Origin of the sequence: Carboxylicivirga mesophila (genome assembly GCF_018271975.1) — a bacterium.
Taxonomy (GTDB): Bacteria; Bacteroidota; Bacteroidia; order Bacteroidales; family Marinilabiliaceae; genus Carboxylicivirga; species Carboxylicivirga mesophila.
In genome coordinates this window covers 65,929-81,841 of the sequence record NZ_JAGUCN010000014.1, presented here as the reverse complement: position 1 = coordinate 81,841, position 15,913 = coordinate 65,929, and the positions used below count along the sequence as shown (strand labels likewise).

The following is a 15,913-nucleotide window of genomic DNA, read 5'->3' as shown; positions in this document are numbered from 1 at the left end:
GCTATGAAGTTAGTCAGACATTACTTGGAATCAATATCGGGTGTTGAAATATATCCCATCATTTCGTTCTTTATCTTTTTTACCTTTTTCCTGGTTGTGACCTATATGGTGATTCGTATGAAGAAGGAGTACATTGACGAAGTGTCTAATTATGCGACGGATAAGGCAGATGAGCTGCCGCTGTCAAATGAAAGTTAAAATATGGAATAAGAGCACTGCTTGTGCGGTGCTCTTTGTTAAAATATTACTTCACATCTATGGAAGAAAATAAAAAACAGCAGGAAATACCTGAAATAGACCCGTTGACAAATGATAAGTTTGTGCCGGAGCACGAATTTGATGGGATACGTGAATTAGCAAATAATCCGCCCTGGTGGCTCACTTTTATATTCATTTTTTCAATGTTATTTGCCTACATATACCTGGCCAAGTATCATTTTTATGGCGATGGTGACCTGCAGATACAGGAGTATGAAAATGAGCTGTTGGCTGCTAATCCTGAAGAAGAGGAGGAAGAAGCTGGTGGTATCAGTATTGAAACTGTTGAGATTGATTTCTCAGTACCATTGGCCGATGCTGCTGGTTTGGATAAGGGAGCCAAGATTTTTAAAACCAACTGTGCCGTTTGTCACCTGGCCGAGGGACAAGGATTGGTTGGTCCTAACCTGACAGATGAGTATTGGATACATGGTGGCAGTTTTGCTGATATTACACGGATTATTAATAATGGTGTAGTTGAAAAAGGGATGATCGCCTGGAAAGGACAACTATCTGACAAACAAATTCATCAGGTGGCCAGTTACATTACCACCTTGCAGGGAACAAATCCACCTAATCCTAAAGCTCCGGAAGGAGAAAAGTATGTGCCGGATGCAGAATAAGTATCATTAGTTGATGAGTTTAGTGTTTAAAGTTTAGTTTAGTATAGCTTTAATAAGACTTGGAGGAAAGACTTAATTTATATACTTTCAACCAAGTCTTATTCGTTTATATATTTGATTGTATGCAACAGTTCGCTTTTGAAAAATTAACAGCCTGGAAGCTGAGCCGACGGTTTGTCAGTAGGATATATAAAGTAACTTCAATGTTTCCTGAAGATGAGAAATATGGATTGGTTAGCCAACTTAGACGGGCATCAATATCTATTTCATCAAATTTAGCAGAAGGCAGCTCAAGGTTATCCCCTGTTGATCAGGTTCGTTTCTATCAATATGCCTATTCCAGTTTAATGGAGGTAATAAATCAATTAATACTATCAGCAGATATGTCCTTTATTTCAATAGAGATCTTAAATGAATTACGTAAAGATGGTAGTGAAATTAGTAATGTCATTAACGGTTTAGTTAAGTCAAATAGAAGTAAGAAATAGTTTCTCAAGTATACTTGTAAACAGATAAACTATAAACTTTTAAACATTACTTTTCAACTAACAGACACTAAGACCAGCTATATGAACAATGATCAAAATTCTTTCCGCGACCGAATCGTCACCATGAATGAAGAAGGCCGTCGTAATTGGGTATATGCCAATCAACCAAATGGCAGATACTATACTGCGAGAACAATTGTGGCGTGGATATTATTGTTGTTCTTGTTTGCAGCACCACATATAAAAGTAGCAGGAGAACAACTATTGCTGTTTAATATTTTACAACGCAAGTTTGTTTTGTTTGGCGTTGTATTCTGGCCACAAGATTTTCACTTGTTTGTTATTGGCTTAATCACCATCATCATTTCCATTGTGACCTTTACGGTGGTTTATGGTCGGGTATGGTGTGGCTGGGCATGTCCGCAAACTATTTTTATGGAAATGGTATTCAGACGCATTGAATACTGGATTGAAGGAAGTGGCGATCAGCAGCGTATCAGGGCTAAAGGTGAAGATACGTTTGATAAGCTGTGGCGTTCATTACTAAAGCACTTTATATTTATTGTTATCTCCTGGGCCATCACCCATACGATGATGGCATATATTGTTGGGGCTGATAAGGTACATGAATACATTGTCAGTTCACCGTCTGATAACTTAAGTGTTTTCATTGCCATTATGGTATTTACCGGCGCTTTCTATTTCGTGTTTGCTTATTTCCGCGAACAGGTTTGTTCATTGGTGTGTCCATACGGTCGTTTGCAAGGTGCCTTGCTGGACAATAATACCCTGATGGTGACTTACGATTATAAACGGGGTGAAGGACGTGCGCCGATGCGCAAGGGAGAAGATAGAATAGCAGCAGGTAAAGGCGATTGTGTGAATTGCAATAAGTGTGTCAGTGTATGCCCAACCGGTATTGATATTCGTAACGGCATCCAGCTGGAATGTATTAACTGTACTGCTTGTATGGATGCCTGCGACAGTACTATGCGACGCTATAATCTGCCTGAAGGGTTGATTCGTATCACCTCGCAGAACAATATACAAAATGGCTCGTCATTTAAGTGGACGCCTCGCATTATTGCCTACACGGCTCTTACAACCGCTTTGATTGGGGTGTTGGTGGTGCTATTTACTTTACGTTCGAGCTACGAAACAACTATCCTGCGCGTGCAAGGCTCACTCTACCAGAAGATTGAGGAGGATACCTATTCCAATATATATAACTATAAGATTATCAATAAGACGGAGCATGAAGGTAATCTGAGAATAGAGTTGGTTTCGCCTAAGGGAACAGTAGAGCTGGCAGGTAGTTCGCTGCTTATAAAGAAACAGGAGAAACTACAAGGGGCTTTCCTTATTAAGCTGGATAAGGAGGTGTTGGAAGGCACCAGCACGCCTTTGGTATTAGGTATCTATAATGGAGATGAATTGATAGAGACCATACATACCACATTTGTAGGACCATAAATTCTAATTTTAACTGATTTATACTATACCGATGAAGTTTAACTGGGGACACGGAATTATCTTAGTAATTGTATTAGCTGTTGCGGGTTTTTTATCGATGGTGTTTATTACCACTCGCGAACGTATCGATATGGTTACGGAAGACTACTATCCGAAAGAATTGAAATACGATGATCAAATTGAGAAGATTAAAAACTACAATGCCTTAAGTAAAAAAGTAGAAGTGACACTAGGAGATGCCTTATACATTCAGTTTCCTGATAATATTGCCAATGCATCAGATATAAGTGGATTGGTGCATTTGTATCGTCCTTCTGACAAAGACCTTGATATTGAAAAAGACATTCAGCTAAACAGCTCCTATGGCATGAGTATACCACTTACTGATTTGATGAATGGTAAATATGAGTTGATTATAGAATGGCAGGCCAATGGGCAACCTTATTTAACCAAAGAAGTAGTCTACGTCAACTAAATTGCGATATGTATATTATAGAAGGATTTATTTTTGGCTTTTTAGGCAGCTTACATTGTGTTGGTATGTGCGGGCCATTAGCATTAGCTCTGCCATTGCCAACCAGCTCGGCAACTAAAAAAGCCTTAGGAGCCATTTTTTACAACAGCGGTCGGGCATTCACATATGGTTTGTTAGGGCTCATCTTTGGTTTATTAGGGGCAGGCTTGAAGTTGTCTGGTATTCAGCAATGGGTGTCTATTGCCTGCGGAGTGCTCATGATTTTGTCCGTTGTATTGCCTGGTGTTATCAAAATGCCCAAATCTACCAATAAAGTATCCACCTCTATCTATTCCACTTTGAAAAAGAAGATTGGCGATTCGCTCAATCGTAAACGACTGAGTAATCTGTTAATTATTGGAGTTTTAAACGGTTTTTTGCCATGTGGATTGGTATATGTGGCCATTTCAAGGGCCGTAACGTCAGACACGATTACCGATAGTGTTTTATTCATGGTGTTTTTTGGCTTAGGCACTCTGCCGTTGATGTTTGCCATAGCCTACTTTGCCAATATCATAAAAAGTCGCTTTTTGCATAAACTAAGAATGGCTATACCGATATTCATAGTCATACTAGGGATACTGTTTATTTTAAGAGGCATGAACCTGGGAATTCCGTATATAAGTCCAAAGTTCCAGGAGAAGACAACAGAGGTGAAGTGTTGTCATTGAGAAAAATAAAATAATTCGTTTATGAATTGCAAGCCAGATGTATAAGTCTGGCTTTTTATTTATACTGCTTCTAAAGAAGATAACTTTTTTACTTGAAATGTTTCGTCACTAATTCAATTGCATTACTTTTGTGCCGATTTGGTTCACAAGGCAAGTATCACTGCCGCGTGATGAAGAGGGAATGCCGTGAGAGTCGGCAACAGTATCCGCTGCTGTAAGTCCCATCCGGTTACAAACCGGAAGAAAGCTGTAATCAACAATGCCACTGTTCAGGGGAACGGGAAGGCGGTTACAGTGGGATAAGTCAGAAGACCTGCCAAAGAGTATTCAATTGTTCATGCCATTCGGAATAAATGCAGAACGATACATTCAATGTGTATTCTATATCCGTATTGTAAGAACAGTTTAATAAACCTGTAAAAATATGAGGTGTAAACTGTTGATAATTTTTTTGGTGCTGTCATTGCCTGTGTGGGCAGATGGAGAGGTGCATGATTCGGTTAAGGTAGAGGAAGTGGTTGTAACCGGGCATAGTATCAGTCGTTTTCAGGCAGGCTCAAAGATTGAGAAGGTGAGTAAAGATAAATTTCTATCAATGCAGGATGGTAATTTGGAGCAGTTACTATTGCGCTATACTCCAATATCAGTTAAGGGGATGGCTGGTTCATTTTCCACAATTCGCCTGAGAGGAACATCCCCTGATCATACCAGCATCAATTTCGGAGGTATAAATATTAACTCATTAACATTAGGACATTCGAATGTGAGTAATGTGCCAATGTACTTATTTGATGAAATTGGTTTGCAGTACGGTAGTGCATCGGTAGTAAATGGTTCTGGTAGTATTGGAGGGGCCATACACTTGGGTATGCAGAACTATTGGGTTGATGGTTTAAAAGCTGAAGTAAGAGTTGCAAATGGTTCATTTGGCGAGCAGCTATATGGAACAAAGCTTTTCTATGGAAATGGGAAGTGGGAAGGCGTTACGCGGGCCTACATTTATAGTAAGACTAATAACTTTAAGTTTTACAACACAACGCATGATTTCAACAAGGGAGAGGCCTTTGGAGAGGATATTCAACGAAATGCCGCAATTGATAATAAAGGAGTAATTCAGGAGTTTAATCACCGTTTTAACAGCAACAGTGCTTTAACGGTTAAGGCCTGGTTTGAAAATGATTGGCACGAAATCCAGCAAAATATGCAAACGAATGCATTTCAACCATCCTTAAGTGAAACGTTGGAAGATGAACATGTTCGTATTTGGTCAGAGTATAGCTATAAGCAACAAAAACTCTCCTATCAGGTTGGTGCAGGTTATGTATACGATAATTCAATACACAATAAAACTGTTGATAATATTGCCACGCAACGAATTACGGGTAGAGCAGAAGGTGAATATAAGTTTGATGCAAATAAGGGACTTAAAGCAGGATTAAGCCTGAAGTCAATTTACCCTGATGTATATGCCTATGATTCGGGTTTGAATAATGAAAATTGGACGGATATTTATCTATCATACTTTCATAGTTTATTTAATAAATTAACAATAACACTGAATATTCGACAGGCCTTCGTAACAAACTTTACTGTGCCTTTAACACCAGCTATGGGCTTATCGTACAATGCTATTTCGGGCGATTCTTATGTGTGGAGTTTTACCGGAAACATTGCCAGCAGCTATCGTGTTCCTACATTTAATGATCGTTATTGGGTGCCTGGCGGAAATCCGGATCTAAAACCAGAGGACGGGATTAACTATGAGCTGGGAACAAAAATTAGTTATTGCACCGAACGATTATCAGGTCATGTTAAGTTAAATGCATTTTACCTGGATGTTGATAACTGGTTACAATGGGTGAATGGTGATAATGGATGGGAAGCACAGAATATTCAACGCGTTTTGAGTAGAGGGATTGAGCTAAGTTCAGACCTTAATTGGGTAATGGGACAATATACTTTCAATACTGGCTTGAATTATACTTACAATCCGGTTGTTAGAAAGGAATCTACGGATGGTCAACAGGTTGCTGTTGGTCGACAATTGGAATATGTACCACTACATAGGGGTGTATTGTATCTTAATGGCCAACACCGGAAAATAAGTGCAGGTATTGATGCTAGTTATACACATAAACAATATATATCACTGCAGGAAAGTACAATTCCTGAAGTTGTTCTGGTTAACGCACAGGTTGGCTATCAATTCCATTTAGATACTGATAATTTATTACGAATATCGGGTTCATTTAATAATCTGATGAATAAGGATTATCAATCGTCCTATGGTTATCCAATGCCAAGAGCCAACTACAGGATAAGTATTACCTATAATTTTAAATAATATAATAACCGTAATAATAGAAAAATGAAAAGCAATCTTTTAAGTTGTTTATTTGCCTTGATGGCCTTAGCCTTGGTATTCACGTCGTGTGAGGATGATGAAACAAAGCCTATTGTAAAAGCGCAGTTCGAGGCATCGTCATACGCTGTTTCAGTGGACGAAACGGTAAAGTTTACTAACTATTCGACTGGTTCCACAGCTTACGAGTGGTATTTTGGTGATGGAGAATTGTCCACAGAAGAAAGTCCTGAGCATACTTATCAAAACGGAGGAAAGTACACTGTTAAACTTATTGTTGATAATAGTGGAGTTAAAGACTCAACAGAGAAAGTGGTAACCGTAAGTGAATTTGGTTATGTGATTAATTATGGAGGTTATTCAGGCGAAAAAACAACCATTTCACTGTATGACAAAATTACTGATGAGCTGACAAATGGGTATTTTACCTATGTTAATGGAACTCATATGGTTTCCAATGTGCAATATGCATACAATTATAATGATAAGGTTTACTTCATGAGTAACAATCTCGACCAGGTTAATTTTGTTGATGCTAAGAGCTTTAAACAGACTAGCAATGGAATTACCGAAGGCATAATTAAACCTCGCTATTGTGTTGCTGATGGAGATGTTTTGTATGTATCGTGCTGGGGTGGTGATATTTGGACGGATACTAACTTGTCTTATATTGCTAAAATAGACTTAACAACTAATACAGTAACAGGTAAGATAGATTTGCCAGGTGGACCAGAAGGCCTTGCAATTGCCAATGGTAAGTTATATGCTGCACTTAACTACGAAAATAGGATTGCAGTTATTGATCTATCAAACGAAGCAATATCATATATTACAACACCAGCCGTAAGTTCATATTTCCTAAAAGATTCAGACGACAACTTATATGTTTCTTTGGTAAGTACTTACAGTAACTTCTCTGATAAAGATGGATTGGGATATATCAATACAATAACCGATGAAATAACTACTTATGAATTATCTGGAGTGAGTTCATCGTATGTTAATATACTGGCAGCCGATAAAACATTTTCTAAGCTTTATGTTATGACATCAGCTTATGATGCAAATTGGAACTTATCGGGTGCGATTGCTGTATTTGATGTAGCTTCCAAAACTTTTGAGACAAATAATATTGTTGATGGATTATCAGGCTTAAATGGTATTGCTGTAAATTCTATTACTGATAATGTGTATGGATTTATCTCTCCTGGTGCTACTCAAGCTGGCAGAATAAATGTTTATACATCTGAAGGAAGCTTGGTAAAGGAGTTAAGCTGTGGGATTTCACCTATCATGATGTTTGATATTAATTAGTATAACTTCCCTAGCAATAGTCCTCTTTTTTGAGGAAAGCTTTTATGATGGCCGGTATATCCGGCCATTTTTATTTTAAATGGTTGAATAGGAGCGCTGGCTATTGGTTTTAGGCCTCTGTAATAAAAACAAAGAAGAGACTTATCAATATTTAAAAAAGGAATAATATCTTTGGTAGCTTAAATAAGGCAAGCGCCTCATTAATAAAGAAACATAGAGTGAATAGACATATGAAGAAATTATTTATTGCCCTTGGCTTTGCTTCTGCCCTTGGTTTTACTGCCTGTAACGATGTAAGTATCTATAACCTGGAAGAGCATCAGGGAGCTTTTATTTTAAATCAGGGAACCAGCAACGGCAGTATCAGCTATTATAATTACGAGCGCGAAGAGTGCAAGAATGATATTTATAATGCCATTGGTGCAGGTGCCTCAGCCATGGCGATTAATAAGACCTCTGATTTTACAAAAGGAATTGCCTATGTAGCGGTTCCTTCTGAAAACAGTATTGAGATGATTAATCTGGAGGGTTTTATAGGAGCCGGCAGTATAGAAGATTTTACTGCTCCAGTTGATGTAATGACCACCGGAGGCTCAATTATTTATGTGGCGCATGGCGAATCAAATGTTTCGGCCTACGATCTGGAAAGCAATTCGATTGTTAAAACTTATGAAGTGGCGCAAGGTCCAAAAAAACTTATAAGTTCTGGAAAATACCTGTATGCGGCATGTAAAGGCGGTGGCGATGGTGCCAAGGTGCACGTAATTGACATGAGTAACCAGGCTAAAGTTGATACGGTTGATTTAGTATTTAATAATCCCATTGACATGGTCGTAGATATCGATCGTAAAGTATGGGTGTATTGCAATGGTGATACGCAAGGTTTGATTAAACTAGACCGTCAATTTGTAACAGAAGAAATCGGAGAAGAAGATGATAAACGTGATACTACTTACCTGACCAATGAACCAATTGATTTTGACTTAGGTCCTAAGTTGGCCGATTCGCCTCATCCCTTAACAATTTCAAACGATGGACGCACCCTGTATTACGTTTATGGTAAGCTTTGTGAGAATTCAGTCTATATTGATAAGGACGAAGAAGAGGAGCTCTCTACTGCTGCAATTGTGACAGGTGATTATGCCAATGAGCCATTTAGAGGAATTGATTACGATTCTCGCAGGCGTCGCCTGATGGCTTTAACAACTAACGGAGAGTTGGTAGTGCTTGGAAAATCAGAAGATATGTGGAGTGCTAAAGAAGTCTATAAGGTTGGTGCCAAACCAATTATGACCAGGTTTAACTTCTAAAGGTTGACAAACAAAATATAGAAAAGGCTAACTTGTGGTTAGCCTTTATTTTTATCCGCCATGTTCATCAACAAACGTTTTATGGCAAACAATGTAGCGCTCATGGGCACCTATACCAATGGAATCACCTTTTTTATTCACCATGGCTACATCGAAAAACAGTTTCTTACCTTCCATAAACTTCAGATGTGCCCGGCAAACCACCTCTTCACCTAATTTGGCAGTGTGGAGATGGCGTACATTCATTTCTGTACTAACCGTATCGTAGCCAACCGGCAGGTTAGGATCAATCAGTGCCACACAGCACTGTTCCATATACACAATCATGGCAGCGGTTGATATAAATGGCACCTTACCGGTTCTTAATGAGGTTGCCAAATCGTCCTTGTGCACAACAATATTTCGCTCTGTTTGGCTGCCAACCGAAAGGTGATAATTACTCGGCGGGGCACCTTTATGTTTTTTATCGCAATCTGTGGTCATAATAATAGGGCTTAATCCTATAAATTTACTCTATTTTTTACAGGAAATAAACCCCTTCAGGGCATAAACCCAACAAAAAAAAGGTGAGCTTTTAAACTCACCTTCTTTGTATGATTTATAACATTTAAAACTCCGAAGTGAAATGGAATTTAATATTCTTGAAGTTACTCTCGGCCATTTGAAGCATGTAGGCTGAGTCGGCCATAAACACATCACGTCCGAACTTATCCTTAGCCATGTATTGTAACTTACGTTTCTTAAAGTCTTCCAATTGTTCCTTATCATCGCTTTCCAACCAGCAGGCTTTGTATAGGTTGATTGGTTCATAACGACACTTGGCTCCGTATTCGTGTAGTAAACGGTATTCAATTACTTCGAACTGAAGAGCACCAACAGTACCAATTACTTTACGCCCGTTAAACTGACTGGTAAAAAGCTGGGCAACACCTTCATCCATTAACTGGTCAATACCTTTAGCCAACTGCTTCGACTTCATTGGATCGGCATTTTCAATGTAACGGAAAAGCTCAGGTGAGAAACTTGGTAAACCTTTATAGTTGAGCTTTTCACCCGATGTTAATGTATCACCAATTTTAAAGTTACCTGTATCAGGTATCCCCACAATATCACCAGGATAAGCCTCATCAATAATTGACTTCTTTTCGGCCATGAATGCTGTAGGACTTGAGAACTTCATGTTCTTGCCATGGCGTACGTGGAGGTAGTTTGTATTACGTTGGAATTTACCCGAACAAACTTTTAAGAAAGCCAGACGGTTTCGGTGGTTGGGATCCATATTGGCATGAATCTTAAATACAAAACCGGTCATTTTTTCTTCTTTGGCATCTACTACACGTTCTTCAGCTTGCGAAGGTTGCGGTGATGGTGCAATCTTCAGGAAACACTCCAGCAGCTCCTTTACGCCAAAGTTGTTTAAAGCACTGCCAAAAAATACAGGAGCCACCTGTGCATCCAGGTAGGTTTGTGATTCAAACTCAGGGTAAACACCGTTCACCAGCTCCAGTTCCTCACGAATCATTTCAGCTGATTCCTCACCAATCTGTTCGGCCAGTACCGGATCATTCAGATCTTTTACAGAGATGCCGTCTTCAAGTACTTGCTTGCTGGGCTCAAACAGGTAAAGGCTTTCGTCAAACAGATTGTAAACACCTTTAAATTGTGGGCCATTACCAATTGGCCAGCTCAAGGGGCGTACTTTAATTTTCAGTTCTTCTTCAACTTCATCCAGCAGATCAAAAGGATCTTTACTCGGGCGGTCAAGTTTATTGATGAAAACAATTACAGGGGTATTCCGCATACGGCATACTTCCATCAGTTTACGCGTTTGAGCCTCAACTCCCTTGGCCGAATCAACTACAATAATAACACTGTCAACAGCTGTTAGTGTGCGAAAGGTATCTTCGGCAAAGTCCTGGTGACCGGGTGTATCAAGGATATTTACTTTGTAACCATCGTATTCGAAACCCATTACCGAGGTGGCAACAGAAATACCTCTCTGCTTCTCAATCTCCATAAAGTCAGAGGTGGCTGTTTTCTTTATCTTATTCGATTTAACAGCACCTGCCACGTGTATCGCACCACCAAATAAAAGCAATTTTTCTGTCAACGTTGTTTTACCAGCATCGGGGTGACTGATAATGGCAAACGTACGTCTTCTATTTATTTCATCAATAAAACCCATGTCCTTCAATTTTGCAAGCTGCAAAGTTAAACAATCAAGCCAATTTCATGTTTTTCATGAAGAGATTTGTTTAATTAAAATTTAAGCCACTTTTTGCATTAGTCTGAAGATATTTTATAATTTTTGCTTCTGAATTAAAAGTAAATATAGGCAAGAGATTAAACCTTTGATATTATAGTGAATTATGGGATGGACAAACTACCACGGGCATTGTGATTATTGTGACGGTCAGGGCAGGATTGAGGATTATATTTTGAAAGCGATTGAACTTAAGATGGATGCCATTGGTATTTCATCGCATGCTCCTGTGCCATTTTGGACAGATTGGAATATGCGGGCTGAAAACTTGCCTGCTTACCTTAACGAGGTAGAGGAGTTGAAAGCAAAATATGAAGGGCGTATAGCTGTTTATAAATCGCTGGAGGTGGATTATATTCCGCACCTGATTTCGGCTAAGCATGATTTAATCACAAATGCAGAGTTGGATTATGTCGTTGGTTCGGTGCACTTTATTGGTCAGATGAACGATGGTACACACTGGGCCGTTGATGCGCCGGTAGAGGAATTTAAACAAGGACTGCAAGAGAGTTTTGATGGAGATATTAAACAAGCCGCTATTCGTTATTATGAATTGCAACGTGAGATGATTGAAAGGACTGCTCCCGATATCATTGGGCACATGGATAAGATCAAGATGCACAATGTTCGTTTAAATTTGTTTGATGAAAATGAACAGTGGTACGTTAACGAAGTACATAAAACCCTCGAACTGATTAAAGAGAAGGGTGTTATTGTGGAAATCAATACCAAGGCTTATTTTCGTGACGGGCATTTGTTTCCTGGCCCCGAACATTTTGCCAAGATAAAAGAACTGAATATTCCGATTACCATTAACAGTGATGCACATCATTCTGATAAACTGGTAAATGGTTTCGATGAGGTGGCACAGTTGCTTTTGGAAGCCGGCTTTTCACATACCACCGAGTTGATTGATGGTAGCTGGCAGGCCGTAACCCTAGTGGCGACAGATGTAAAAGTGAGTTAATTTTTATTTTGGTGTTATTGATGGTTTTATTTAGCTAGTTTAAGAATTCGTCTGGCACCTTGTATAACCAGCAAAAATACAATGGTTCCGATGATGAGATCGGGCAGGTTAGACTGTAGCCAGTTAACTAATAATGCAGCGATTATGACGCCCAGGTTAATGATGACGTCATTGGAGGTGAAAATCATGCTCGCCTTCATGTGGGCTTCATCCTTGCTTTTTGATTTTTGCAGCAGGTAAAGACATATACTGTTGGCAACCAATGCTAATGATGAAACAACTATCATTGTTGAAAAATCGGGTAGTTGCTCAATACCAAAGAATCGCCGCAGGACTTCAATAAAGCCAATAATTGCCAGTGTAATCTGGAAATAGCCGGCCAGATGAGCCACTTGTTTTTTACGCACCACTGTTGCTCCTACTGCCAGCAGGCTAATGCCATAAACAAAGGCGTCGGCAAGCATGTCCAGGCTGTCGGCTACCAGACCCATGGATTTAGAAAGCCAGCCAAAGCTCATTTCAACGATGAAAAAAGTAAAATTAATAAGAAGAACAGTCCATAAGAGTTTACGCTGGTTGGCGTGTTCTCCAAAAACAGTATGGTCTATTATTTCAGTATCCAGATGGCTGCCGCCCAGGTTTAATTCAATGATTGATGCTTCAACATGTTGAACATCACATTCATGAAAAACGGTTAATAGTCGTTGGGCTATATCAAACTCCAGGTGTTTAATGCACGGCAGACCTTGCAGTTTAATGCGAATGAGGTTTTCCTCTGAGGGACAGTCCATTTTCGAGATGATGAAGCGTGATTTATTCATGTCAATTATACCGTTTTAAAGTCTGGCAATATATTATTTATGCGCGAACTAATCTATTATTACGCATGAAACATTGTACATCTGATGCCTGTTGCTATTATTCGTGACTATTTATTCTAGTGTTTGCTTCATAGATAAACCACTAAATATAGGTATTTGAAAAACGGTTGAAAGCCATTAGTTTTGTTGATTCAGGTTAAGCAGAGATATGGAAAAGCATCGGCATGAAAAGAAAACACTTTGGGTTGTTTTATTAACTGCTATTACCATGGTAGTTGAGATTATTTATGGTATCACTACCAATTCAATGGCTTTATTGGCAGATGGTATACATATGGGATCACATGTGCTGGCCATAGGGTTAAGCTGGCTGGCCTATGTTCTGGTAAGGCGTTTATCGGCTTCCGGAACTTTCAAAGGAGAATCAAAAAAAATTCTTTCTCTTTCGGGTTATAGCAGCGGACTAATGTTGCTGATTTTTGCTTTAGTCATAATGGTTGAAGCCATTGAGCGTATCTTTCATCCGGCAGATATCGTATATAAAGAAGCTATTCTGGTAGCCATCATAGGATTGGTAGTTAATATTGCCAGTGCTTTTTTATTGCACCATGATCATGAGCATTCCGACCATAACATAAGAGCCGCCTATTTGCATGTAATAGCCGATGCCCTAACCAGTTTAACTGCTATTATTGGTCTGACGGCTGCCATGAAGTGGGATATCCCTTTTATTGATACTGTAGCTGCCATTATCAGTTCATTGGTTATTATCAAGTGGTCGGTTGGTTTATTAAAAGATTCAGGTGCAGCCTTACTGGATTTGCCACGATCACATAAGCATCACCATCATCATTAACAGCTGTATGAGTAAGACCATTCTGCATATTAAAAATATGGTTTGTAATCGCTGCATAAAAGTAGTGAAAGAGGAGTTTGAGGTATTAAAGCTGCCTGTGACATCGATTGAGTTAGGTATTGTAGAGTTGGGTGAAGAGCTGTCGTCAGACGCTTTGAATAAGGTAAAAACTGTGCTTATGAGCAATGGTTTTGAACTGATTGATGATAAAAAGGGACAACTGATAGATAGTATAAAAACACTGATAATCGAAAAAATACATCATTCTGAAGCGGAAGAAGAGATTGTTAACAGCTCCGATTATCTTTCGAATGCCCTGGGCTATGATTACTCTTACCTGAGCAAGTTGTTTTCATCCGTTGAAGGATTAACCATTGAAAAATACATCATTCTTCAAAAGATTGAGAAGGCCAAAGAGTTGTTGGCTTACAGGGAGTTGTCGTTAAAAGAGATTGCCTGGAAATTGGGTTACAGTAGTGTACAGCATTTATCTAGCCAGTTTAAAAAGATTACGGGGCTTACACCATCACATTTCAAGCAACTTAAGGATTACAAGCGTAAACCATTGGATAGAGTATAAACCAAAAAGATGTAACTCTTATCCATAAAACTGTAAGCCTTCTGAACCTGATTAGCACTAATTTTGTATTGTTAGTAACAGCGCATCTGGTTACGCCAGTTGTATAACTTAAACGGATTATGAAAATCACGGAATTCATACTTTCATTTTTAGGAGATTTTTTTGCCATTCTCAGTGAGATGTCCCCTTATCTGCTTTTAGGTTTTTTATTTGCAGGTTTATTATATGCTTTTATACCCAAGCAGCGGATAGAGAAGTACTTTAACGGGCACCCCTTTAAATCATCAGTATTAGCCTCACTGTTTGGTATTCCATTACCTTTGTGCTCTTGCGGTGTTATTCCTACCGGTGCAGCCTTTTATAAGAACGGGGCATCAAAGGGAGGTACTGTTTCGTTTCTTATTTCTACTCCGCAGACTGGTGTAGATTCTATATTGGCTACCTTTTCACTGATGGGCTTACCTTTTGCTATTATCAGGCCGCTGGCAGCACTGGTTACCGGCATATCAGGAGGTTTAATCACCAGTGTTATCACAGCTGATGAACCCAACACTCAAGCATTTCATCAATCAACAAGCAAGCATAAAACCATCTCCCAAAAATTCAAAGCCGTATTTCAATATGGTTTCGTGGAGTTCATTCAGGATATATCCAAATGGTTGATAATTGGTTTGGTGCTGGCTGCCATTATCTCAGCATTAATACCCAACAACTTTTTCGAGCTGTTGAATATGCCACCGGTTATGCAGATGTTGATGATTTTACTGGTTTCAGTGCCTTTGTATATCTGTGCAACCGGTTCAATTCCTTTAGCGGCTATTTTAATACTCAAAGGCATCAGTCCCGGAGCAGCTTTTGTGTTGCTGATGGCTGGTCCGGCCACTAATGCGGCCACCATTACTATGATTGGGAAAGTAATGGGAAAGCGTAGTTTATTGGCATATCTTGGTACAATCATTTTTGGTGCACTGGCCTCTGGTATGCTGATTGATTATGTATTACCACTCGAGTGGTTTACGCAGATAGCTAACCAGCATCTGGGGCATCAGCATGGCGAAGGCTTAAGCTGGTGGCAGATTGCATCGGGCATTGTTCTGTTGTTACTCATCATCAATGGGTATTATCAGAGATATAAGTCAGCAAAACCGGCAGAAACAGTTGCGCCGGTTATTAATCAGCAGACAGCCACTCAGTTTACTTTTGCACCTGTTACAGCCAAAGTTATCCAGGTAGATGGAATGACTTGTAATCATTGCAAATCCAATGTTGAAAGTAACCTCGAAAAGCTTGATTTTATTGATAGTGCAAAGGTGAATCTGGCTAATAAAACGGTAACAATTGAAGGTGGAAAGATTGAGCTGGATGTGGTGAAAGAACTAATCAACTCCTTAGGCTATAATTGTAAATAAAAAC

Annotated in this window: 16 protein-coding genes and 1 riboswitch; of the genes, 13 read left to right on the top strand and 3 right to left on the bottom strand. The window is 39.2% G+C overall.

What is annotated here, in order from left to right:
• Window positions 1-3 precede the first annotated feature (3 nt).
• The 9 genes from KEM09_RS12965 to KEM09_RS12925 all read left to right on the top strand — a co-directional run bounded on the left by KEM09_RS12965 (window position 4) and on the right by KEM09_RS12925 (window position 9,013).
• Window positions 4-198: a cbb3-type cytochrome c oxidase subunit 3 gene (locus KEM09_RS12965; RefSeq protein ID WP_212228905.1), complete on the top strand. Its 195-nt coding sequence runs from the start codon at window positions 4-6 to the stop codon at window positions 196-198.
• A 59-nt stretch (window positions 199-257) separates the two neighbouring features.
• Window positions 258-881 (top strand): c-type cytochrome, encoded by a 624-nt coding sequence (locus KEM09_RS12960; protein WP_212228904.1) that lies wholly within the window; start codon window positions 258-260, stop codon window positions 879-881.
• A 122-nt stretch (window positions 882-1,003) separates the two neighbouring features.
• Window positions 1,004-1,369, top strand: coding sequence for a four helix bundle protein (locus KEM09_RS12955; RefSeq protein ID WP_212228903.1), 366 nt, complete (start codon window positions 1,004-1,006; stop codon window positions 1,367-1,369).
• Between the two features lie 81 nt (window positions 1,370-1,450).
• Complete coding sequence (ccoG, locus tag KEM09_RS12950) at window positions 1,451-2,842, top strand: cytochrome c oxidase accessory protein CcoG (protein ID WP_212228902.1); 1,392 nt, start codon at window positions 1,451-1,453, stop codon at window positions 2,840-2,842.
• Window positions 2,843-2,873: 31 nt separating this feature from the next.
• On the top strand, window positions 2,874-3,317 hold the full coding sequence (locus KEM09_RS12945) for a FixH family protein (RefSeq protein WP_212228901.1): 444 nt from the start codon (window positions 2,874-2,876) through the stop codon (window positions 3,315-3,317).
• 8 nt (window positions 3,318-3,325) lie between these two features.
• A complete protein-coding gene (locus KEM09_RS12940) occupies window positions 3,326-4,027 on the top strand; it encodes a sulfite exporter TauE/SafE family protein (protein WP_212228900.1) in 702 nt (233 codons plus the stop codon).
• 122 nt (window positions 4,028-4,149) lie between these two features.
• A riboswitch (cobalamin riboswitch) is annotated at window positions 4,150-4,362 on the top strand.
• A gap of 89 nt (window positions 4,363-4,451) precedes the next feature.
• Complete coding sequence (locus KEM09_RS12935; RefSeq protein ID WP_212228898.1) at window positions 4,452-6,371, top strand: TonB-dependent receptor; 1,920 nt, start codon at window positions 4,452-4,454, stop codon at window positions 6,369-6,371.
• A 24-nt stretch (window positions 6,372-6,395) separates the two neighbouring features.
• Entirely contained in the window at window positions 6,396-7,703 is a 1,308-nt protein-coding gene (locus KEM09_RS12930; protein ID WP_212228896.1) for a PKD domain-containing protein, read from the top strand.
• 230 nt (window positions 7,704-7,933) lie between these two features.
• Window positions 7,934-9,013: a YncE family protein gene (locus KEM09_RS12925; RefSeq protein ID WP_212228894.1), complete on the top strand. Its 1,080-nt coding sequence runs from the start codon at window positions 7,934-7,936 to the stop codon at window positions 9,011-9,013.
• A gap of 51 nt (window positions 9,014-9,064) precedes the next feature.
• Here KEM09_RS12925 and KEM09_RS12920 read toward each other — a convergent pair whose 3' ends face one another.
• Complete coding sequence (locus tag KEM09_RS12920; RefSeq protein ID WP_212228892.1) at window positions 9,065-9,496, bottom strand: thioesterase family protein; 432 nt, start codon at window positions 9,494-9,496, stop codon at window positions 9,065-9,067.
• A 124-nt stretch (window positions 9,497-9,620) separates the two neighbouring features.
• Window positions 9,621-11,198: a peptide chain release factor 3 gene (locus tag KEM09_RS12915; protein ID WP_212228890.1), complete on the bottom strand. Its 1,578-nt coding sequence runs from the start codon at window positions 11,196-11,198 to the stop codon at window positions 9,621-9,623.
• Window positions 11,199-11,382: 184 nt separating this feature from the next.
• On the opposite strand from KEM09_RS12915, the gene KEM09_RS12910 reads away from it, so the two are divergent.
• Window positions 11,383-12,243: a histidinol-phosphatase gene (locus KEM09_RS12910; protein ID WP_212228888.1), complete on the top strand. Its 861-nt coding sequence runs from the start codon at window positions 11,383-11,385 to the stop codon at window positions 12,241-12,243.
• Between the two features lie 26 nt (window positions 12,244-12,269).
• On the opposite strand, the gene KEM09_RS12905 is transcribed toward KEM09_RS12910, so the two are convergent.
• Window positions 12,270-13,064, bottom strand: a complete 795-nt coding sequence (locus KEM09_RS12905) for a cation efflux transmembrane domain-containing protein (RefSeq protein ID WP_212228886.1) — start codon at window positions 13,062-13,064, stop codon at window positions 12,270-12,272.
• Between the two features lie 208 nt (window positions 13,065-13,272).
• Between KEM09_RS12905 and KEM09_RS12900 the strand changes: the two genes are divergently transcribed.
• The 3 genes from KEM09_RS12900 to KEM09_RS12890 all read left to right on the top strand — a co-directional run bounded on the left by KEM09_RS12900 (window position 13,273) and on the right by KEM09_RS12890 (window position 15,909).
• Window positions 13,273-13,920 carry a cation diffusion facilitator family transporter gene (locus KEM09_RS12900; RefSeq protein WP_212228884.1) on the top strand — a complete coding sequence of 216 codons (648 nt, stop codon included), beginning with the start codon at window positions 13,273-13,275 and terminating at the stop codon, window positions 13,918-13,920.
• Window positions 13,921-13,927: 7 nt separating this feature from the next.
• The gene (locus KEM09_RS12895; RefSeq protein WP_212228882.1) at window positions 13,928-14,500 is read left to right on the top strand and encodes a helix-turn-helix domain-containing protein; all 573 of its coding nucleotides are present in this window, start codon (window positions 13,928-13,930) and stop codon (window positions 14,498-14,500) included.
• 119 nt (window positions 14,501-14,619) lie between these two features.
• The gene (locus tag KEM09_RS12890) at window positions 14,620-15,909 is read left to right on the top strand and encodes a permease (protein ID WP_212228880.1); all 1,290 of its coding nucleotides are present in this window, start codon (window positions 14,620-14,622) and stop codon (window positions 15,907-15,909) included.
• Window positions 15,910-15,913: the final 4 nt, after the last annotated feature.